The sequence below is a fragment of the Bradyrhizobium sp. USDA 4449 genome (assembly GCF_054056275.1).
Window position 1 is genome coordinate 289361 of record NZ_JBSRYD010000001.1, and the last position, 16563, is coordinate 305923.

At 63.6% G+C, this 16563-nt stretch carries 24 protein-coding genes and 1 pseudogene; 14 read left to right on the forward strand and 11 right to left on the reverse strand.

Going from position 1 to position 16563, the window contains the following annotated elements:
* Positions 1-8 precede the first annotated feature (8 nt).
* Positions 9-527, forward strand: a complete 519-nt coding sequence (locus ACVIIW_RS01385; RefSeq protein WP_456699099.1) for a mismatch-specific DNA-glycosylase — start codon at positions 9-11, stop codon at positions 525-527.
* 156 nt (positions 528-683) lie between these two features.
* Here the strand turns inward: ACVIIW_RS01385 and ACVIIW_RS01390 are convergent, their stop codons facing one another.
* Positions 684-1412, reverse strand: coding sequence for an SDR family oxidoreductase (locus ACVIIW_RS01390; RefSeq protein WP_456699100.1), 729 nt, complete (start codon positions 1410-1412; stop codon positions 684-686).
* A 220-nt stretch (positions 1413-1632) separates the two neighbouring features.
* Between ACVIIW_RS01390 and ACVIIW_RS01395 the strand changes: the two genes are divergently transcribed.
* Together ACVIIW_RS01395 and ACVIIW_RS01400 are read left to right on the forward strand one after the other, a co-directional pair.
* Positions 1633-2025 (forward strand): hypothetical protein, encoded by a 393-nt coding sequence (locus ACVIIW_RS01395; RefSeq protein WP_456699101.1) that lies wholly within the window; start codon positions 1633-1635, stop codon positions 2023-2025.
* A 116-nt stretch (positions 2026-2141) separates the two neighbouring features.
* Positions 2142-2837 carry a glutathione S-transferase family protein gene (locus ACVIIW_RS01400; RefSeq protein ID WP_456699102.1) on the forward strand — a complete coding sequence of 232 codons (696 nt, stop codon included), beginning with the start codon at positions 2142-2144 and terminating at the stop codon, positions 2835-2837.
* Positions 2838-2934: 97 nt separating this feature from the next.
* On the opposite strand, the gene ACVIIW_RS01405 is transcribed toward ACVIIW_RS01400, so the two are convergent.
* Positions 2935-3369 carry a hypothetical protein gene (locus ACVIIW_RS01405; RefSeq protein ID WP_456699103.1) on the reverse strand — a complete coding sequence of 145 codons (435 nt, stop codon included), beginning with the start codon at positions 3367-3369 and terminating at the stop codon, positions 2935-2937.
* 332 nt (positions 3370-3701) lie between these two features.
* Here ACVIIW_RS01405 and ACVIIW_RS01410 point away from each other — a divergent pair, with 332 nt between their 5' ends.
* Together ACVIIW_RS01410 and ACVIIW_RS01415 are read left to right on the forward strand one after the other, a co-directional pair.
* Positions 3702-3962 (forward strand): hypothetical protein, encoded by a 261-nt coding sequence (locus ACVIIW_RS01410; protein ID WP_456699104.1) that lies wholly within the window; start codon positions 3702-3704, stop codon positions 3960-3962.
* Positions 3963-4156: 194 nt separating this feature from the next.
* Positions 4157-4408, forward strand: coding sequence for a hypothetical protein (locus tag ACVIIW_RS01415; protein WP_456699105.1), 252 nt, complete (start codon positions 4157-4159; stop codon positions 4406-4408).
* Positions 4409-4501: 93 nt separating this feature from the next.
* Here ACVIIW_RS01415 and ACVIIW_RS01420 read toward each other — a convergent pair whose 3' ends face one another.
* Positions 4502-4987 (reverse strand): J domain-containing protein, encoded by a 486-nt coding sequence (locus ACVIIW_RS01420; protein WP_456699106.1) that lies wholly within the window; start codon positions 4985-4987, stop codon positions 4502-4504.
* 111 nt (positions 4988-5098) lie between these two features.
* Here ACVIIW_RS01420 and ACVIIW_RS01425 point away from each other — a divergent pair, with 111 nt between their 5' ends.
* The 3 genes and pseudogenes from ACVIIW_RS01425 (at position 5099) to ACVIIW_RS01435 (ending at position 6947) form a co-directional block, all read left to right on the forward strand.
* Positions 5099-5866, forward strand: a complete 768-nt coding sequence (locus ACVIIW_RS01425) for an SDR family NAD(P)-dependent oxidoreductase (protein WP_456699107.1) — start codon at positions 5099-5101, stop codon at positions 5864-5866.
* Between the two features lie 198 nt (positions 5867-6064).
* Entirely contained in the window at positions 6065-6313 is a 249-nt protein-coding gene (locus ACVIIW_RS01430) for a helix-turn-helix domain-containing protein (protein WP_456699108.1), read from the forward strand.
* Between the two features lie 123 nt (positions 6314-6436).
* A pseudogene (locus tag ACVIIW_RS01435) lies at positions 6437-6947 on the forward strand (collagen-like protein).
* Positions 6948-6955: 8 nt separating this feature from the next.
* Here ACVIIW_RS01435 and ACVIIW_RS01440 read toward each other — a convergent pair.
* On the reverse strand, positions 6956-7171 hold the full coding sequence (locus ACVIIW_RS01440; protein ID WP_456699109.1) for a hypothetical protein: 216 nt from the start codon (positions 7169-7171) through the stop codon (positions 6956-6958).
* An 83-nt stretch (positions 7172-7254) separates the two neighbouring features.
* The gene (locus ACVIIW_RS01445; protein ID WP_456699110.1) at positions 7255-7521 is read right to left on the reverse strand and encodes a DUF2277 domain-containing protein; all 267 of its coding nucleotides are present in this window, start codon (positions 7519-7521) and stop codon (positions 7255-7257) included.
* A 133-nt stretch (positions 7522-7654) separates the two neighbouring features.
* Here ACVIIW_RS01445 and ACVIIW_RS01450 point away from each other — a divergent pair, with 133 nt between their 5' ends.
* Together ACVIIW_RS01450 and ACVIIW_RS01455 are read left to right on the forward strand one after the other, a co-directional pair.
* Entirely contained in the window at positions 7655-8716 is a 1062-nt protein-coding gene (locus ACVIIW_RS01450) for an alpha/beta fold hydrolase (RefSeq protein WP_456699111.1), read from the forward strand.
* Positions 8717-8842: 126 nt separating this feature from the next.
* A complete protein-coding gene (locus tag ACVIIW_RS01455) occupies positions 8843-9445 on the forward strand; it encodes a pyridoxamine 5'-phosphate oxidase family protein (protein WP_456699112.1) in 603 nt (200 codons plus the stop codon).
* 75 nt (positions 9446-9520) lie between these two features.
* Here ACVIIW_RS01455 and bfr read toward each other — a convergent pair whose 3' ends face one another.
* The 3 genes from bfr to ACVIIW_RS01470 all read right to left on the reverse strand — a co-directional run bounded on the left by bfr (position 9521) and on the right by ACVIIW_RS01470 (position 10868).
* Positions 9521-10009, reverse strand: coding sequence for a bacterioferritin (gene bfr / locus ACVIIW_RS01460; protein ID WP_011089420.1), 489 nt, complete (start codon positions 10007-10009; stop codon positions 9521-9523).
* Positions 10010-10143: 134 nt separating this feature from the next.
* Entirely contained in the window at positions 10144-10416 is a 273-nt protein-coding gene (locus ACVIIW_RS01465; protein ID WP_456699113.1) for a (2Fe-2S)-binding protein, read from the reverse strand.
* Positions 10417-10580: 164 nt separating this feature from the next.
* Positions 10581-10868, reverse strand: coding sequence for a hypothetical protein (locus ACVIIW_RS01470; protein WP_456699114.1), 288 nt, complete (start codon positions 10866-10868; stop codon positions 10581-10583).
* A 128-nt stretch (positions 10869-10996) separates the two neighbouring features.
* Here ACVIIW_RS01470 and ACVIIW_RS01475 point away from each other — a divergent pair, with 128 nt between their 5' ends.
* Together ACVIIW_RS01475 and ACVIIW_RS01480 are read left to right on the forward strand one after the other, a co-directional pair.
* On the forward strand, positions 10997-11335 hold the full coding sequence (locus ACVIIW_RS01475; RefSeq protein WP_456699115.1) for a hypothetical protein: 339 nt from the start codon (positions 10997-10999) through the stop codon (positions 11333-11335).
* A gap of 238 nt (positions 11336-11573) precedes the next feature.
* Positions 11574-11858, forward strand: a complete 285-nt coding sequence (locus ACVIIW_RS01480; RefSeq protein WP_456699116.1) for a hypothetical protein — start codon at positions 11574-11576, stop codon at positions 11856-11858.
* An 82-nt stretch (positions 11859-11940) separates the two neighbouring features.
* Here the strand turns inward: ACVIIW_RS01480 and ACVIIW_RS01485 are convergent, their stop codons facing one another.
* Positions 11941-13167: a lytic murein transglycosylase gene (locus ACVIIW_RS01485; RefSeq protein WP_456699117.1), complete on the reverse strand. Its 1227-nt coding sequence runs from the start codon at positions 13165-13167 to the stop codon at positions 11941-11943.
* A gap of 4 nt (positions 13168-13171) precedes the next feature.
* Complete coding sequence (ettA, locus tag ACVIIW_RS01490; RefSeq protein WP_456699118.1) at positions 13172-14821, reverse strand: energy-dependent translational throttle protein EttA; 1650 nt, start codon at positions 14819-14821, stop codon at positions 13172-13174.
* Between the two features lie 233 nt (positions 14822-15054).
* On the opposite strand from ettA, the gene ACVIIW_RS01495 reads away from it, so the two are divergent.
* Together ACVIIW_RS01495 and ACVIIW_RS01500 are read left to right on the forward strand one after the other, a co-directional pair.
* Entirely contained in the window at positions 15055-15270 is a 216-nt protein-coding gene (locus ACVIIW_RS01495) for a hypothetical protein (RefSeq protein WP_456699119.1), read from the forward strand.
* Positions 15271-15401: 131 nt separating this feature from the next.
* Positions 15402-16364 carry a D-2-hydroxyacid dehydrogenase family protein gene (locus ACVIIW_RS01500; protein ID WP_456705057.1) on the forward strand — a complete coding sequence of 321 codons (963 nt, stop codon included), beginning with the start codon at positions 15402-15404 and terminating at the stop codon, positions 16362-16364.
* On the opposite strand, the gene ACVIIW_RS01505 is transcribed toward ACVIIW_RS01500, so the two are convergent.
* Positions 16327-16512, reverse strand: a complete 186-nt coding sequence (locus ACVIIW_RS01505; protein WP_456699120.1) for an NAD-dependent epimerase/dehydratase family protein — start codon at positions 16510-16512, stop codon at positions 16327-16329. The genes ACVIIW_RS01500 and ACVIIW_RS01505 overlap by 38 nt on opposite strands.
* Positions 16513-16563 lie beyond the last annotated feature (51 nt).

Genomic DNA, 16563 nt, shown 5'->3' on the forward strand with positions numbered 1-16563 from the left:
GGCTCAAGATGTCCGATAGCGATCTGCACCGCCTCCCCGACCAGCTCCGCGAAAATCTGCGCCTCGTCTTCGTCGGCACCGCCGCCTCGACGCGTTCGGCCGAGCTCGGGCACTACTACGCCCATCCCGGCAACCGCTTCTGGCGCGCGATCCACGAGGCCGGCATCACGCCGCGGCGCTATCAGCCAAGCGAGTTCGCCGCGCTGATCGAGCTCGGGATCGGCTTCACCGATCTCTCCAAATCGGGCGCGGGGATGGATCATCAGATCGCACCTGACACGATCGACGTATCCGGCTTCAGGGCAAAGATGAAGACGTACCAGCCGCGGACGATTGCGTTCACGAGCAAGAAGGCAGCGAGCTTGTTTTACGGCCGGGCGTCAGCTGCGATTTCGCTGGGGCGGCAGGTGCGCGATGCGAGCTTGCCGGAGATCTTCGTGCTGCCGTCGCCATCGGGGGCGGCGTCGGGACATTGGACGCTGGAGCCGTGGCGGGAGCTTGCGAGGTGGATTGGTTCTGATTCGTAGGGTTGGTTAGCTGCGCGGAAGCGCGAAGCGCGGGCCGCGCGGCGTAACCCACCGCTTCTGTCGCCGCGGAAACATACGTGGTGGGTTACGCCTTGCATTTTTCGCCTGATTCACGATCGCGCTTGCGGGCGGCTAACCCACCCTACGAGCCCGCGCCTACAAATCGAAGTTCGTCGGCATCATCACGACGTCGCGGATGGTCATGCCGCGCGGGCGCGTCAGCATGAACATCACGACTTCAGCCACTTCGCTGGCCTCAAGCAGGCTGCCCGAGTCCCTCGCGTCCTGCAGCTTCTTGGCCGGCCAGTCCGCGAGCAGCGCGGTGACGACGGGGCCGGGCGAGATCGAGCCGACGCGGATGCCGTGCTTGAAGACCTGGCGCCGCACGGTCTGGACGAAGCAGTTGATCGCCCATTTCGACGACGCGTAGACCGGCTCCCATGGCGTCGGAAAATGCGCCGCCAGCGAACTCGTGACGATGATGTCGCCGGTCCGGCGCGCGATCATGTGCGGCAGCACGTCGTGCACGTTCTTCATTACGACGTTGACATTCAGGTTCAGCATCCGGTCGATCGCCGTCACGTCGGCATCGACCAGATCGCCGCCGACATAGCTGCCTGCATTCGCATGCAGGATATCGAGCTGCCCTGCCCTTTCCAGGACGCGCGGGAGCAGCGTTGCGCAATCCCCGGGATCCAGGAGGTCGATAACCAGCGGCATCACGGCCTCGCCGTGCTTGTCGCAGAGCGCGTTGAGCGCCGCCTCATCGCGGTCGACCATCACCACGCGCGCGCCGGCGGCCAACATCGCCTCGGTGCTCGCGAGCCCGATGCCCGACGCGGCCCCGGTCACGGCGGCAATCTTGCCTTCCAATTGTCTTGCCATGAGATCACCATCCTGCTGAGGTCAGACAGTATAGCGATCTCAAACGAATTGGCGACGCGGATCACCGGCTTCGTAAGGCCGGTCAGGCCTTCTCCGATCGATCGACGTCGCACGCAGAGACTTGCAAGCGCCTCACGGCAGCGATACGACTTCGAGTGGAAGCACAGAGTGGACCGGCCGGGCCTCACCCGGCGCGCATATGTCGAGGAAGCCGCCGCAAATGAGCGACGATCTCTCCGGTGTCTGGGACGGCACGTACATCCAGCCCGGCACGGGAATGGTCACGTTCACGGCGACGCTGGTCGAGGCCGGCGGTGCGCTGAGCGGCAGCGTGACCGAGCCCTGCTCGAACCCGCGCTGCCCGCTGCGTACTCACAGCGCCTCGATTACTGGCCATCGCTCAGGCCACGCCGTGTCGTTCGTCAAGCGCTACGAGCCGCCGGGTTACGGCTTCGACATCGTCCAGTACGACGGCATCATGAATGGAGAGGCGACCGAGATCGACGGTCGCTGGCGGCTGCCCGGCACCTCAGGCTCGTTCCTGATGATCCGCTCCAGCAAGCGCGCGCAGGCTGCCACCACAGATGACAAGGCCAAGCTGTCAGCGCGCTGAGAGCGAGATGAGATTGATTGAACCGATGTGAGCCGTGGACTTGGATCACCTCCTCCCGGAGGGAGAGGTGTTCAAGAGGCGGCCGGCTTGATTGATATGCGCAAAGAGGTGCCATCATGCTGACCCTCTATTCCTACCCGCAATTGTTCGGCGTCGCCGACAACAACGGCTACGGGCTCAAGGTCTACGCCTTCCTGAAACTGTCGGGCGTTCCGTTCGTGCATGAGCATGTGTTCGATGCCTCCGCGGCTCCGCGCGGGCAGCTTCCCTATGTCGTCGACGACGGCGAGACCATCGGCGACAGCGAGACGATCATTGCGCATGCGATCGCCAGATATCACCTCACCATCGACGCCGCGCTGTCGCCGGCGCAGCGCCGCACCCATCATTTCGTCACGCGCATGCTGGATGATCTCTACTGGGTGATGTCCTATTCGCGCTGGAAGGACGAGCGCTATTATCCCGCGTTTCGCGACGGCTTCATTGCGCAGCATCCGCAGATCGACGTAGATGGATTCGAGAAGGCGAAGGCCTACAACGCGCAGCGTTATCATTATCAGGGCATCGGCCGCTACACGCCGGAGCAGGCCTATGCGCGCGGGCTTGCCGATTTACAGGTACTCGCCGAGATCCTTCCGGCGACCGGTTTCGTCGATGGCGAGCGGCCGACCAGCTGCGATGCCGGCATCTACGGCTTCATCGCGAACATCCATTATTTTCCGATCCCGACGCCACTGAAGGCGTTCGTCGAAGCGCAGAAGAACCTCGTCACGCATTGCGAGCGGGTTCATGCAATGGTGGGGGGAAAGTAGTTCGATCCGTCATTGCGAGCGTAGCAAAGCAATCCAGACTGTTGCCGCGGAGGAACTCTGGATTGCTTCGCTCGCAACGACGGCGTTGATGCACCGTTTAGCGCATCGTGATCGCAAGCCCGCTCAGATCCGCATTCGCCATCAGGCCGGTCTGATAGCCCGACAACTCCAGCACCGCGCCCTTCTGGTTGGTCAGCACGATGGCGCGGGCGCCGCGGCCGAGCGCGAGGCCGGCACCGGCCGCGCCGTAAACGCCGGCGACATCGGAAGGCCTGATGATGTTGGAGACACGGCCGCGCAACACGGTCTTGGAGCCGCCGAAGACGAGGCCGTAGTCGAGGCCGCCGGTCGAGAGTGCATAGGAGCGGCCTCGGAAGTTCAGCACGCCCGAGCCGCCCGAACCGCCGATGATCCAGCCCGCCTTGTAGATCGTCAGCACCACGGTGCCGCCATCGGCCATCGCCGAGGTCGTGAGGCCGGCCAGCGCGGCCAAAGCGACGAGCGCGGCACGCAAGGTGGAAGCAAACTTCATGGGGCGTCTCCGGAGGCTATTTTTCTGCGGGGGATAGCGAATCAGAAACCGCAATTTACCTGATCGATCGCGGCGGCAACATGAAGGGGCACCCGCATCACCCCACGATGCCATCCTGCCGATGTTTTGCCCGACGGGTCAAGACGAATTTTTGTTTTACCGAATTCGGCCGGCCATTGATTTCTACTGTGCATGGGGTTGTTTTCGCGCTTTCGTATCGGAGCACGCGGCCCCGCTTCTGACATATCCGTGAACGGCCCTGCCGCGGCTTGCCAGAGGCGCCGTTTTGCCGCACCAGTTTCCTCGTCACGTTCCCATAGGAGATTTTTTTCATGCGTCGCGTTTTCGCCCTTTGTGCCGTCGCCGGCATCGCCAGCTCCGTCTTCGCCGTGCCCGCGTCCGCAAAGACCGGCTATTACGTGATCCGCTGGGACAACACCGGCATCTGCCAGGTCTGGAACGAGGACCTCCGTTACAAGCCGCTGCAGTGGGGCGTCTCGACCTACAAGGTCGTCAGCAAGCCGCTCCCCACTTTCACTGAGGCGTCCGACCTCCAGATCAAGATGCGCGCCGAGCGTCGCTGCACGCTCTGATCGGGTCCGGCCAGTCCGGTTCGGGGGCGGGTTGCGTGAGCAGCCCGCCCTTTGCTTTTGCGCGTGCGCTTTGAACCCGATCAGCACACCGAACTACTCACATCTTGTCCGGGGCGCAGCTGAGGCGCCCCGCGATCCCCCTCCCCGTCATTGTCGGGAGGCGCATCACATCTTTCATTTTGAGGAGCTGATCCATGCGTCGTATTTCCATGCTTTGCGCTGCCGCCGGTCTCGCCGCTGCCGCCTTCGTGGCCGCGAGCCCTGCCGAAGCCGGCTATCATTTGGTCCGCTGGCACGACAGCGGCGTGTGCCAGATCTGGGACGAGAGCATCCCGACCACGCCGTGGCCGGCCGGGTATCATCGCGCCAGCGCCTCGGTGCCGACCTTCCTGGACGCACTCGCGCTGAAGGATCACGCGTTGAAGGCCGGCCACTGCAGCTGGTAGGAATTCGATCGGCGGACGACAAGAACCGGGCCAGGATGCGATGCCAGCATCCTTGCCCGTGCGTTTTTTACCTCGCAGACGAGCTGAGCGTCGTCACGCGTCCTTGTGCGCGCCGGGATGGATCAGAACATCGCGCGCGGCGGAGAGGTCGATGAAGGCCTGTGCGCTGCCGCCCCGGTCGGGATGCATGCCCTTGGCGGCACGGCGATAGGCCTGGTTGATGTCGTCGCAGGTGAGCTGCACCGCGAGCGGCAGGCCGAGCATCTTGCGCGCACGATCCTCGCTCGACAGTTTCTTCGGTGCTGCGTTGCGCCGGCCGAAGCGTGGCGCGGTCAGATCGTGGATGACGTCGAGAATCACCCCGACACGGCGCCGGGCCGCCAACGCGACGCCGTGGTCGTCGGTGTCCGCGGCCTGACGCAGCACGGGCAGCGCCTGCTCGGCGGCCTGCCGCAACATCACATCGGTGCTCATCCTGATGATCTCGGCCACCAGCCGGGCGGCCTCGGCCCAATCGGCGCCGTCCGTCGACCGCAGCCGCTCGAGAGCGAGTTTCCAGGATTCAAGCCGTTCCATCATGCGCGCAACGTTTAGCAACGGAAATCAGTATGCCAAGGCCGCCGTTTCCGACCGCTTAATTTCGAGTTAGCCTTTCATGAAACTTAGAAACGAATCCGGAAGGAAATCGCCATGGCATTGCTCGCAAACCACATCGCCGTTGTCACGGGCGCTGGCTCCGGCATCGGCCGGGCGATCGCCGCCGGCTACGCCCGCGAGGGCGCGCAAGTCGTGCTGCTCGACGTCAACGCCGACACGGTCGCCGAGGCCGCCGAGGAGATCCGCAAGGCCGGCGGCAAGGCCGAGAGCTTTGTGCTCGACGTGACCCGGCGCGACGATTGTTTCGCGCTGGCGAAGCAGGTCGCCGAAAAGGTCGGACAGGTCTCGATCCTCGTCAACAATGCCGGCATCACGCGCCGCAACGCCTTTACCGCCGAAACGGAAGCGGTGGCGAAAGACTGGAACGACATCATCTCGCTCAACCTCAACGGCGTCTTCAACATGACGCAGGCCTTGCTCGCTCCCCTGCGCGCCAGCAAGGGCCGCATCGTCAATATCGGCTCGATCCAGTCATTCATGCATCTGCGGACACCAAGCTCGGCGGCGTACACGACCTCGAAGCACGGTGTGCTGGGCTTCACCAAGGCACTCGCAGTCGAGCTCGGCAAGGAAGGCGTGCGCGTCAACGCGATCGGCCCGGGCTTCATCGAGACCAACCTGAACGCCAATGTGCGCGCCACCAATCCGGCGCTGGTACAGGCCTTCATCGACCACACCCCGCTCGCACGCGCCGGCAAGCCCGAGGACATCGTCGGCCCCGCGCTCTTCCTTGCGTCGGACTTGTCGGCCTATGTCACGGGAACGATCGTGATGGTGGACGGCGGATATCGGACAGTGTGAGCGAGATCGGGCCACCTTGCTATGCATTTTGCGCCAATCGCGGCGGCGCGGCGGCATTCTCAAGGTCAATTCGTGCGATGTCTCGCGATTTAACCTTTCGTTAACCAAAACCATCGACCGTAGATCTACGGCTTGGGGATCGCTTGTTCTCGATCCGCTTCCAACGGTGGAAGCGGGCGTTGATCGGGGAGTTCGTTGATGACCACTGTTCATGTCGCCGCGCCCGAGCAGGGCGGATACTTGCTGCCCCCCAACAAGATCGTTCCGCTGCTGATCGGTGCGACCGTCGGCGAGATCGAGCGCGAGCTCGTGCTCCAGACGCTGGCACGCTGCGACGGCAATCGCACGCGGGCCTCGCGCGTGCTCGGCCTGTCGGTGCGCACGCTGCGCAACAAGATCAGGACCTACGCGGCGTCCGGCATCAAGGTGCCGGCCTATCACGATTGACGCGTGAGGGCCGCGCGCCGTCCCGCCGATCGATGTTGATCCAGCCCGGCATGATGCGTGGGCGGAATTGCTGCTGTCGTCAAACGCCGCTAAGTAGCTTGCGTGCGCAGAAGGAGCGGCGGCGTGGCAGACGATCAGGGACGGCAGGGACCTCCGGGTCCGCGCGGGCGGCAGGGCGAGCCGGGACGGCCGGGGACCGCAGGGTCATCCAGGCAAGCGTGGCCCTGACGGCGCACGCGGCAAGCCCGGCCCGCAGGGCAAGCCGGGACCAGTCGGAAAGGCCGGTCCACAAGGCAAGGCCGGTCTGCCGGGCAAGCCAGGCGACCCCGGTCCGCGCGGAGCCGCCGGACCGCAAGGCCCCGCCGGTCCTCAGGGCCCGCGCGGCGAGGCCGGTCCGGCCGGACAATTGCCATCCATCGAGCAGATTCTGCCGTGGCTGGAGCAGCTGTTCGACGCCTGGGACGAACGCCGCCGCCAGCGCGAGCAGGAGGCCGCCGAGCGCGCCGCCCTCGAAGCCGCGGTCCACGAGGGTGAAGACGCCACGGTCAGCGACGACGACACCGCGGGCGACGAAGCCGAAGGCGACGAGCACAAGAAAAAGAAGAAAAAGAAGAAGCACGCTCACAAGGGCTGATGGCGCTGCTACTTCGCCTGGTCCTCACGCCGCGGCACCATGCCCATGCGCTCGAACTGCCAGCGCATGGCACGGTACCAGAGATAGCCGACCGCAGCGCCGCAGACAGCGAAGATCACCACGTACTCGCTCGAGAACGAGCCGCTCCACCACATCATCCACGAGGTCCACAACATCGTGAAAACGATGGCACCTGCTTTCAGCGGAAGAAACGGTCGGCTCATCATCGTGCTCCGGTTGTCAAAACCCCGGCCCACATCATTGCGCGTGAGGGTCGCCGCCGCCGTGAGCCAGATCACGGTAGCACCTAGCCGAAGCGCAGCCGCGAACGCTCCTTCGCTTTCTCCGCCTCGACCTCGCGGTCGCGGGCCGGTGCATGGGTGTGCAGCGAGGTCAGAAGCTTCCGCGCAGCTTCCGAGACCTCCGCAACAGCGCGATCGAAGGCCGCTTCATTCGCCTGCGAAGGCTTGTTGAAGCCTGACAGCTTGCGCACGAACTGGATCGCGCTGGCTTGGATCTCATCCTCCGTCGCCGGCGGCTCGAAATTGAACAGGGTCTTGATGTTACGGCACATGCAGTCTCTCCAGTCTCTCCGGCGGCTTCCTCTTAAGACGATCGGCGGAGCCGAAATCCTACATCCTTCCGGCTCGTTCTGCTAAGGTCCATGTCAACGCGGCCGCCTGGTGTGAGCCGCAAGGGAGAGGAACATGAAAGCTTCTTGCGCGGCGCTGGCGGCCGTTCTGCTGTCGATCTCAACGTCGGCACTCGCATCCGACTATCCGGCACCCAAGCAGGGCGACTGGATCGCCAAGGATTTCAAGTTCCACACCGGCGAGGTCATGCCGGAGCTAAAGCTGCATTACACCACCGTTGGCGAACCAACCGGACAGCCCGTGCTGGTGCTGCACGGCACCGGCGGCTCCGGCGCGAGCATGCTGACACCTGCCTTCGCCGGCGAGTTGTTCGGCTCCGGACAGCCGCTCGATGCATCCAAATATTACATCATCATTCCAGACGCGATCGGTCACGGCCGCTCGTCAAAGCCGTCCGACGGCATGAAAGCGAGCTTTCCGAAATACGATTACGACGACATGGTCGAGGCGCAGCATCGCCTCGTGACCGAAGGCCTCGGCGTCAAGCACCTGCGGCTCGTGATCGGCAATTCGATGGGCGGCATGCAGACTTGGATGTGGGGCGAGAAATATCCGAAGGACATGGACGCGCTGGTGCCGATGGCTTCGCAGCCGACCGAGATGGCGTCGCGGAACTGGATGCTGAGGCGGATCATGCTCGACACCATCAGGAACGACCCGGATTACGAGGGCGGCAACTACACCAGCCAGCCCCGCATGATGAAATACGCCATCACCGCCTACGGCATCGCCAGCAGCGGCGGCACGCTGGCCTATCAGCAACAGGCGCCGACCGCGGCCAAGGCCGATGAGATCGTCGGGGAGCGCCTTGCGACGCCGATCACGACGGATGCCAACGACTACGTCTACCAGTGGGACTCCTCGCACGACTACAATGCCGCCGAGAAGCTGGAGACAATCGAGGCTTCGCTGCTGCTGATCAATTCTGCCGATGACGAACGCAACCCTCCCGAGACCGGCATCACGGACGCCGCGATGAAACGGGTCAAGAACGGCAAGCTGTATCTCATCCCCGCAAGCACCGAGACGCGCGGCCACGGCACCACCGCCAACGCAAAATTCTACAGCGAGCAAGTCCGGCAATTGCTGCAAACCGCGCCGCAGCGCACGATGTAGGGGTCGTCGGAACTCGCCGCAGCGGCATCATCAGCATCGCTCGTACCCGCGGACGCGGCTCTGATTTCGTTGGCTGGGGACAGCCGATCGGGTAGTTTGGCTCCGAACCCATGCGGAGGCACGCCGTTGACCGATCTTTGCGCTGAAGACCTCGCCACCATCTATGCGAAACCGACGCCGCGCGTGATCGCGAAAGCGCGTCCTGCGATCGACGTGCATGCGAGGAAATTTATCGAGATGTCGCCGTTCTGCGTGCTCGCGACATCAGGCCTCGATGGCAGCGTCGATGCGTCACCGCGTGGTGGCTGCGTTGGCTTTGTCCATGTCGCTGGCCCGAATCGATTGCTGATGCCAGACCGCGCCGGCAACAACCGCATCGACAGTTTTCGCAACGTCGTCGAGGGCTCGGGCTTCGTCCACTTGTTGTTCTTCGTACCCGGCATCGATGAGACGCTGCGCGTCGGCGGGCGCGGTACGCTAGCGGCCGATCCGGATCTGCTCGCCTCGATGGTTGAGTTCGGAAAGCCCCCACGCGCGGTGTTGAACGTCGCCGTCAGCGAAGTCTATTTTCATTGCGGCAAGGCGCTGATGCGCTCAAAGCTGTGGTCACCGGAGAAGGTGCAGCGCTCGGTAATGCCGAGCATCAGCCAGATCATCCACGACCAGACCAGTCTCGGCGAGCCGGAAAGCCAGGAGATTGTGGAAGAGCGTTACAAGACGCAATTGTAACGAGCGCCCGAACTAAAATGTCGCCCCGGAAGGCGGGACGACATTGAAGGGTGCTGCTGACATGGATGCCGGAGGTTAGTGTCCCTCGCCCTCGAGCCCGCCAACGTGCTTCTGTGTGTAGAGTTCGAGGCCGATGCGGCCGATCAAATCAAGCTGGGTTTCCAGGAAGTCGATGTGGTGCTCCTCGTCGCTCATCAGCTTCTCGAACAGGTCGCGCGTGACGTAGTCCTTGACACCGTGGCAGTAGGTCGCCGCTTCCTGGTAGAGCGCGCGCGCGCTCATTTCAGCAGCGAGATCGCATTCGATGATTTCCTTGACATTCTGGCCAATGCGCAGGGGATCGAGCACCTGCATGTTCGGGAAGCCGTCGAAGAACAGGATGCGGGCAGTGAGCTTGTCGGCGTGCTCCATCTCCTCGATGGACTCCTTGCGCCAGACCTTGGCCATGTCGAGGAGGCCCCAATTGTCGAGGAACCGGTAGTGCAGCCAGTACTGATTGATCGCAGTCAGCTCGTGACGCAGCGCCTTGTTGAGATAGTCGATGACTTTTGCGTCGCCCTGCATGGTTCACTCCAGCTCTTGCAGTCCAAAATCGGACCCGTCCGACTTTAGAAAGCTTCTAAATGACATTAAACATCAGAGCAATCAGCGACAGGACGCAGCCGTGGAAAAGCTCAGCCGAAGTTGCGGAAGCTCTTTCAGCAGGCCGCGAGAGCGAACTGGACGGGACCGGCCGTCTCGTCGTTGGCGGCCACGGTGTGGCTGTGCGGGCAACCGGAACAGCACGAAGCGGCGCAGGGGCCGAGCGCTTCGTCGATGATCGCCTTGATGGTGCGGGCGCACCGGCCGCACTCGGCGCTGCAGCCGAGACATCCATAGACCTGCTTGGCATGACGCACAGCATCATCGGACTCGGCGACGGCGGCGCGGATGTCGTCATCGCTCAGCACGTTACAGGAACAAACGATCATGGAAGCGGTAGGCCCTTCAGTGATGCGTCGTCATCGATATTTAAGGGGCCGCCCGGATGCAAAAGGAAAAACCGGTATTTCAAGCTATTCCAAACTGGCCCGCAGGCAGTCTAGAACGGCTCTAAAGCAGGGAGCTGCGCCGGATCAAGATAATCCCGACGGGCTTAATCGCCGCTCCCGCCACCGCCTCCGCAATCTCCGCCGCTGCTACCGCTATCGCCGGCGGAGCAACTGCCGCTGTCGGTCGAACTTCCGGAACTGTCGCTGGAGAACCAGCTTCCCGGTGAGAAGATGTCACTCGACGTACCCGAATAGCTGTCGCCGCTTCCGCTGCCGTCGCCACTCGTTCGGGCGCGCGGTCGTGGCACGCGGTTCTGCAAATGGGTGATCAGGGCATAACCAACCACGCCGACGGCGCCGAGCGCGATCAGGGCATTGGTCAGGGCGCTCATCCCGTCTCCTGGGCTTGGATCTCGTCCAATTGGTCGCACATGGCCCACAGACCGTTCATTGATCGTTCAAGCGAAATATGGAACTTTAGCCCCGAGAGTTCCGCATTCGCTGTGAAAGGGCCGAGCCAATGAAGACGACGTTTATGGCAGTCGCTGCCGCCGCCACCCTGGTCCTGACCGCGGGAACGCCGGCCCATGCTCAGCGCGGCGTCGCTGCTGGGGTTGCTGCCGGGATTATCGGTGGGGCCATTGTCGGCGGCGCTCTGGCTTCTCCGTATTATTACGGACCCGGCCCCGGCTATGCTTATGGTCCGGGATACGATCCTGGCTACTATCCGCCCCGCTACTACGCGCCGGGTCCCGGCTACGTCGCCGATGACTATTATGGCGGCGGTTGTGTCTGGCAGAAGCAGCGCTTCTGGGACGGCTATGCCTGGCGCGTCCGCCGCGTCCGAGTCTGTGGCTGAGGCGCACCGGACCGCTCGCCCTGCCCCATTCAGCCGGGCCGGTTCAGTACGGATGCGCCGTTCATTTCCGGGCCCGAAAAAGACCGCTTTTTCTCGTCACAGCTCCGTGCGCGTTTACCGTGGATTGACCATTTGCGCGCTTCCTAGCTGCAAGACCAATTCCATCAGCGTGTACGTAGACCTTTGAACCCCGGACGTTCCGAACAAGGGACGTCCTTCTCCCAGGAGAGCCAAGAGCATGAAGAAGACTATTGTTGCCGCCCTCACGGTTGCGACGGTCGCCGGTTCGCTGGTGACCGCCACGCCGTCCGCCCAGGCCCATGACGGCGTCGGCGCCGGCATCGCAGCCGGCCTGCTCGGCGGCGCGATCATTGGCGGCGCTATCGCCTCGAGCCGTCCGGCCTACGGTGGCCCGGTTTACGTCGCCGAGCCCGCTCCGCCCCCGCCACCCTGCTACTGGCAGCGCCAGCGGTACTGGGACGGCTACGGCTGGGTCGTTCGCCCGGTTCGCGTTTGCTACTGATCTGATCGTGAGACGCTCCTGAGCGCCGCGATCGATGCCCGGCCGAGACCATCGGCCGGGCTTTTTCTTTTGGGAAGCTGGTTCAGCGCGCTGCCTGGATCGATCGCAGCACGGCTTCGCTGGGCCAGCAATCGACCTTGAGCCCCGCCGACTTCTGATAGGCGCCCAGCGCGGCACGCGTCTGCATCCCCGCCTTGCCGTCGATCTTGTCCTTGTAGAGGCCGGCGCGCGTTAACCCACGCTGCATCGCCTCGACATCCGTGGTGCGCAGCTGCTTCGACGCCGACCATGGCGTCGCAAACGGCAGCGGGCTCGTCATGCGGTCGCTGAGATGGCCGACGAACAGCACGTAGAGGTCGGAGAAATTGTATTCCTTGATGACAAAGTAGTTCTTCGTCGTCAGGAACGCCGGACCGTAGATGCCCTCCGGCTGGAGCAGCGAAGCGGGCTGTGCCTGCTCGGCGGCACTGAGCTTCTCGCCACGCACCGGCACAAAGCCTTCACGCAGCCACTGGCCGATCGGTTTCGTCACCTCGGGCACGCCGACCGTGCAATCGACTTTCGCCGGCGCCTGCACCTCATAGGCCCAGCGCACGCCGCTCTGCCAGCCCTTGTTGACGAGTTGCTGCGCGGCCGAGGCCAGCGCATCCGGCACCGAGTGCCAGATGTCGATGCGGCCATCGCCGTCGAAATCGACGCCATGCTTGTAATATTCGGATGGCAGGAACTGGGTGAGCCCGGTGGCGCCCGCCCACGAGGAGCGCATGTCCTTGCGCGTCACCACGCCCTCGCCTAGGATCTTCAACGCGAGGATGAACTCGTTGCGATAGGTGTCCTTGCGGCGGCCGACATAGGCCTGTGTCGCCAGCACGCGAACGAGATCGTAGGGCAGCGTGTAGCGGCCGTAGTCGGTCTCGCGTCCCCAAATCGCCAGCATGACGGTTGCAGGCACGCCGGAGCTTTTCTCGATCTTCGTCAGCGCGGCGTTGTATTTTTGCAGCAGCCGCTGCCCCTCGCTTGCGAGATTGGCGATGGAGGCTTCTCTGACATAGTCCGCCGGCACCTGCACGAATTCGGCCTGCGACGGCGCGCCGGTCTCGGGCCGCCCCGGCAGGATCAGATCGGGCAGCTTGTAGTCCGGCTCGAGCCCGCGGGTCTCTCGCTCGAACGTCGCACGCGAAACGCCCGCGGCCTGCGCTTCCGGCCAGAGCGAGGCGATGAACTGCGTGAAGGCAGCATCGGCGGCGCGGGCGGACGACCATCCGCAGGTGAGAACGATCACCACCGCGATGAGCGCCCGCCGCATCATGCCATCACCGCGTCAGCTTCTTGTACTTCACGCGGTGCGGGATGATGCTGTCCTGGCCGAGTCGGCGCATCTTGTCCTTCTCGTAATCCTGGAAGTTGCCTTCGAACCATTCGACATGGCTGTCGCCTTCGAAGGCCAGGATGTGGGTCGCGATGCGGTCGAGGAACCAGCGATCGTGGCTGATGATGACGGCGCAGCCGGCGAAATCCTCCAGCGCCTCTTCGAGCGCGCGCAGCGTGTCCACATCGAGGTCGTTGGTCGGCTCGTCGAGCAGCAGCACGTTGGCGCCTGATTTCAGCATCTTGGCGAGATGCACGCGGTTGCGTTCACCACCCGAGAGCGCGCCGACCTTCTTCTGCTGGTCGGCACCCTTGAAGTTGAAGGACGAGCAATAGCCGCGTGAGTTCACTTCCTTTTTGCCGAGCAGAATCAGTTCGTTGCCGCCGGAGATTTCCTCCCACACGGTCTTCTTGCCGTCGAGCGCGTCACGCGACTGGTCGACGTAACCGAGATGCACGGTCTCGCCGACTGTGATGGTGCCCTTATCCGGCGTCTCCTGCTTGGTGATCATCTTGAACAGCGTGGTCTTGCCGGCGCCGTTCGCGCCGATCACGCCGACAATGCCGCCGGGCGGCAGCTTGAAGGTGAGATCATCGATCAGGAGGCGATCGCCATAGCCTTTGCTGAGCCCTTCGAAATCAACCACGTTAGCACCGAGGCGTTCGGCGACGGGAATGATGATCTGCGCGGTCTGCGTCTGCTTCTCGTTTGCCTGCTTGAGCAGCTCTTCATAACGCTGGTAGCGCGCCTTCGACTTGGCCTGGCGGGCCTTCGGCGAGGAGGCGACCCACTCCTGCTCGCGCGCAATCGTCTTCTGATGCGCGGCGTCTTCGCGGCCTTCCTGCTCGAGCCGCTTCTGCTTCTGGATCAACCAGGACGAGTAATTGCCCTCATAGGGGATGCCGCGGCCGCGATCGAGCTCGAGGATCCAGCCGGTGACGTTGTCGAGGAAGTAGCGATCATGGGTGACGATCAGGATCGCGCCGGGATAGTTGCGCAAATGGCCTTCCAGCCAGGACACCGACTCCGCGTCGAGATGGTTGGTCGGTTCGTCCAGCAGAAGAAGTTCGGGCTGGTCGAGCAAAAGACGGCACAGCGCCACGCGGCGGCGCTCACCGCCGGAGAGCTTGGTCACGTCGGCATCATCAGGCGGGCAACGCAGCGCGTCCATGGCCTGATCGACCTTGCTGTCGAGATCCCAGAGGCCTTGGGCCTCGATCTCGTCCTGGAGCTTGGTCATCTCGTCGGCAGTCTCGTCCGAATAGTTGACGGCGAGCTCGTTATAGCGGTCGAGGATCGCCTTCTGCTTGGCGACGCCCTGCATGACGTTCTCACGTACGGAAAGCGCAGGGTCCAGCTGCGGCTCCTGCTCGAGATAGCCGACACGGGCCCCCTCGGCGACCCAGGCCTCGCCGGTATATTCCTTGTCGAGACCCGCCATGATCTTGAGAAGGGTCGACTTACCGGAGCCGTTGACGCCGAGAACGCCGATTTTGGCGTCCGGATAAAAACTCAGGCGAATGTTGTCGAGGACCTTGCGGGTCGGGTAGCTCTTGGTCAGGCCTTCCATGAAGTAGACGAACTGGCGCGCCATCGGTCCCGTGAAACCTTCAATTTGAGGAGATTTGCTTAGCCAGCGATGTAACGATCCTGCCTCCAAAGGGCAATGTTTTCCCTCCGTTCACCACGGATGAATACTGGGCGGACACCATCCGGACCAGATCCGGACAATTGAAACTATCTTTTAATAAATCAGGCCAAAGCTCGGTTTCGCGCGGCAACAGCGCCACCCGCTCAGAACGAACGGGGAGCACAGCGAGGCCCACCATGGCTCTGATCGAGACCCATCGTCTTCCCGTTCCAGCAGGAACCGGTCGCGCCTCGGCGCTCGTGTCCGAGGTCAAGGGCTTCTGGAAGCGTTTCTTCGCAACGGCCTTCAACCCGTACCGGCCCGAGTTGCACTACATGCGCGGCCCCGGCCCCGCCTGGCGCGCCAAGCACGGCATGGATGCGCCGATCCGGCTGAAGCCACGCGATCGCTAAGCCGCGCTCCGCTATCGGACTTCTGAAGACCCCAGACTGCTTGCGCGCGACGCTGATTACGCGCAACCATGGCCCGGTTCCGACGTGTCGCCCCGGTCGGCGCCGTCACCTCTCGCCATGGATGGACGCTGATGATGCGGCTGCGCTGTGCAATTCTCGACGACTATTTCAAGCTCGCCCTGGACGTCGCCGACTGGTCGAAACTGTCCGATCGTATCGACACCACGGTGTTCAGCCATCCCCTTAACTCCGAGCAGGCCGCGGCCAGCGCGCTCGCCGATTTCGACATCATCTGCGCGATGCGCGAGCGTACGGCGTTCCCCAGGAGCCTGTTCGACAAGCTGCCCAAGCTGAAGCTGCTGCTGACGTCAGGCATGCGCAACGCCGCGATCGACATGGAGGCCGCCAAGGGGCGCGGCGTAGCCGTCGCCGGCACGCAATATTCGCGCGACCCGACCGCACCGCTGGCCATGGGCCTGATCCTGGAGCTGACCCGCGGCATCGGCCGCGAGAATGCGCGCATGCATGCGGGCGAGCCTTGGCAGACTTTCGCCGGCGTGGAGATCGAGGGCCTCACCCTCGGCGTCCTCGGGCTCGGCAAGCTCGGTACCAAGATGGCGGGGATCGCCAAGGCGTTCGGCATGAACGTGATCGCCTGGAGCCCGAACCTGACGCCGGAGAAATGCGCCGCGGCGGGCGTCGGCTACGCCACCAAGGAGGAGCTGTTCGCCAAGGCCGATATCATCACCATTCATGTCGTGCTGAGCGATCGCTCACGCGGCCTTGTCAGCCGCGCAGATCTTGCGCGGATGAAGCCGACCGCCTTCCTCGTCAACACCGCACGCGGGCCGATCGTGGACGAGCAGGCGCTGCTCGAGGCCTTGCAGCAGCGCAAGATCGCGGGAGCGGGCATTGACGTGTTCTCGGTCGAGCCGCTGCCGGTCGATCATCCCTTCCGCAAGCTCGACAATCTGGTGCTGACACCGCATCTCGGCTACGCGACCGAGGACGGCTTGCGCATCCATTACGGCCAGATGGTCGAGGCGATCGACGCCTTCACCAGGGGCAGCGAGCCGCCGCGCAAGCTGGCCTGAGCGCGATGACGTCGGGATGATCAGTCATCGCGCTAGCTGTTTTTGCCGCGCTTCGCGTCGAAGCGACGACCGAGTGACCGGCGGCTCGAAGGAGGGGGACGAGCTGGCGGCCCAAGGCACCCGTGGCGCCCGCGACAAAGATTCGCATCCTGTGCGCTTCACATCCGTTGCAATCAGCCGGGACGTCGTGGAGCCGGAC

Bases quoted from the DNA above. Each gene is read 5' to 3' on its own strand.
- ACVIIW_RS01475 (WP_456699115.1), top strand. From the start codon at position 10,997: ATGAAGACGACGTTTATGGCAGTCGCTGCCGCCGCCACCCTGGTCCTG.
- ACVIIW_RS01500 (WP_456705057.1), top strand. From the start codon at position 15,402: ATGATGCGGCTGCGCTGTGCAATTCTCGACGACTATTTCAAGCTCGCC.
- ACVIIW_RS01390 (WP_456699100.1), bottom strand. From the start codon at position 1,412: ATGGCAAGACAATTGGAAGGCAAGATTGCCGCCGTGACCGGGGCCGCG.
- ACVIIW_RS01400 (WP_456699102.1), top strand. From the start codon at position 2,142: ATGCTGACCCTCTATTCCTACCCGCAATTGTTCGGCGTCGCCGACAAC.
- ACVIIW_RS01395 (WP_456699101.1), top strand. From the start codon at position 1,633: ATGAGCGACGATCTCTCCGGTGTCTGGGACGGCACGTACATCCAGCCC.
- ACVIIW_RS01495 (WP_456699119.1), top strand. From the start codon at position 15,055: ATGGCTCTGATCGAGACCCATCGTCTTCCCGTTCCAGCAGGAACCGGT.
- ACVIIW_RS01405 (WP_456699103.1), bottom strand. From the start codon at position 3,369: ATGAAGTTTGCTTCCACCTTGCGTGCCGCGCTCGTCGCTTTGGCCGCG.
- ettA (WP_456699118.1), bottom strand. From the start codon at position 14,821: ATGGCGCGCCAGTTCGTCTACTTCATGGAAGGCCTGACCAAGAGCTAC.
- ACVIIW_RS01415 (WP_456699105.1), top strand. From the start codon at position 4,157: ATGCGTCGTATTTCCATGCTTTGCGCTGCCGCCGGTCTCGCCGCTGCC.
- ACVIIW_RS01480 (WP_456699116.1), top strand. From the start codon at position 11,574: ATGAAGAAGACTATTGTTGCCGCCCTCACGGTTGCGACGGTCGCCGGT.
- ACVIIW_RS01420 (WP_456699106.1), bottom strand. From the start codon at position 4,987: ATGATGGAACGGCTTGAATCCTGGAAACTCGCTCTCGAGCGGCTGCGG.
- ACVIIW_RS01450 (WP_456699111.1), top strand. From the start codon at position 7,655: ATGAAAGCTTCTTGCGCGGCGCTGGCGGCCGTTCTGCTGTCGATCTCA.
- ACVIIW_RS01430 (WP_456699108.1), top strand. From the start codon at position 6,065: ATGACCACTGTTCATGTCGCCGCGCCCGAGCAGGGCGGATACTTGCTG.
- ACVIIW_RS01505 (WP_456699120.1), bottom strand. From the start codon at position 16,512: ATGCGAATCTTTGTCGCGGGCGCCACGGGTGCCTTGGGCCGCCAGCTC.
- ACVIIW_RS01410 (WP_456699104.1), top strand. From the start codon at position 3,702: ATGCGTCGCGTTTTCGCCCTTTGTGCCGTCGCCGGCATCGCCAGCTCC.
- ACVIIW_RS01425 (WP_456699107.1), top strand. From the start codon at position 5,099: ATGGCATTGCTCGCAAACCACATCGCCGTTGTCACGGGCGCTGGCTCC.
- ACVIIW_RS01485 (WP_456699117.1), bottom strand. From the start codon at position 13,167: ATGATGCGGCGGGCGCTCATCGCGGTGGTGATCGTTCTCACCTGCGGA.
- ACVIIW_RS01445 (WP_456699110.1), bottom strand. From the start codon at position 7,521: ATGTGCCGTAACATCAAGACCCTGTTCAATTTCGAGCCGCCGGCGACG.
- ACVIIW_RS01465 (WP_456699113.1), bottom strand. From the start codon at position 10,416: ATGATCGTTTGTTCCTGTAACGTGCTGAGCGATGACGACATCCGCGCC.
- bfr (WP_011089420.1), bottom strand. From the start codon at position 10,009: ATGCAGGGCGACGCAAAAGTCATCGACTATCTCAACAAGGCGCTGCGT.
- ACVIIW_RS01440 (WP_456699109.1), bottom strand. From the start codon at position 7,171: ATGAGCCGACCGTTTCTTCCGCTGAAAGCAGGTGCCATCGTTTTCACG.
- ACVIIW_RS01385 (WP_456699099.1), top strand. From the start codon at position 9: ATGTCCGATAGCGATCTGCACCGCCTCCCCGACCAGCTCCGCGAAAAT.
- ACVIIW_RS01470 (WP_456699114.1), bottom strand. From the start codon at position 10,868: ATGAGCGCCCTGACCAATGCCCTGATCGCGCTCGGCGCCGTCGGCGTG.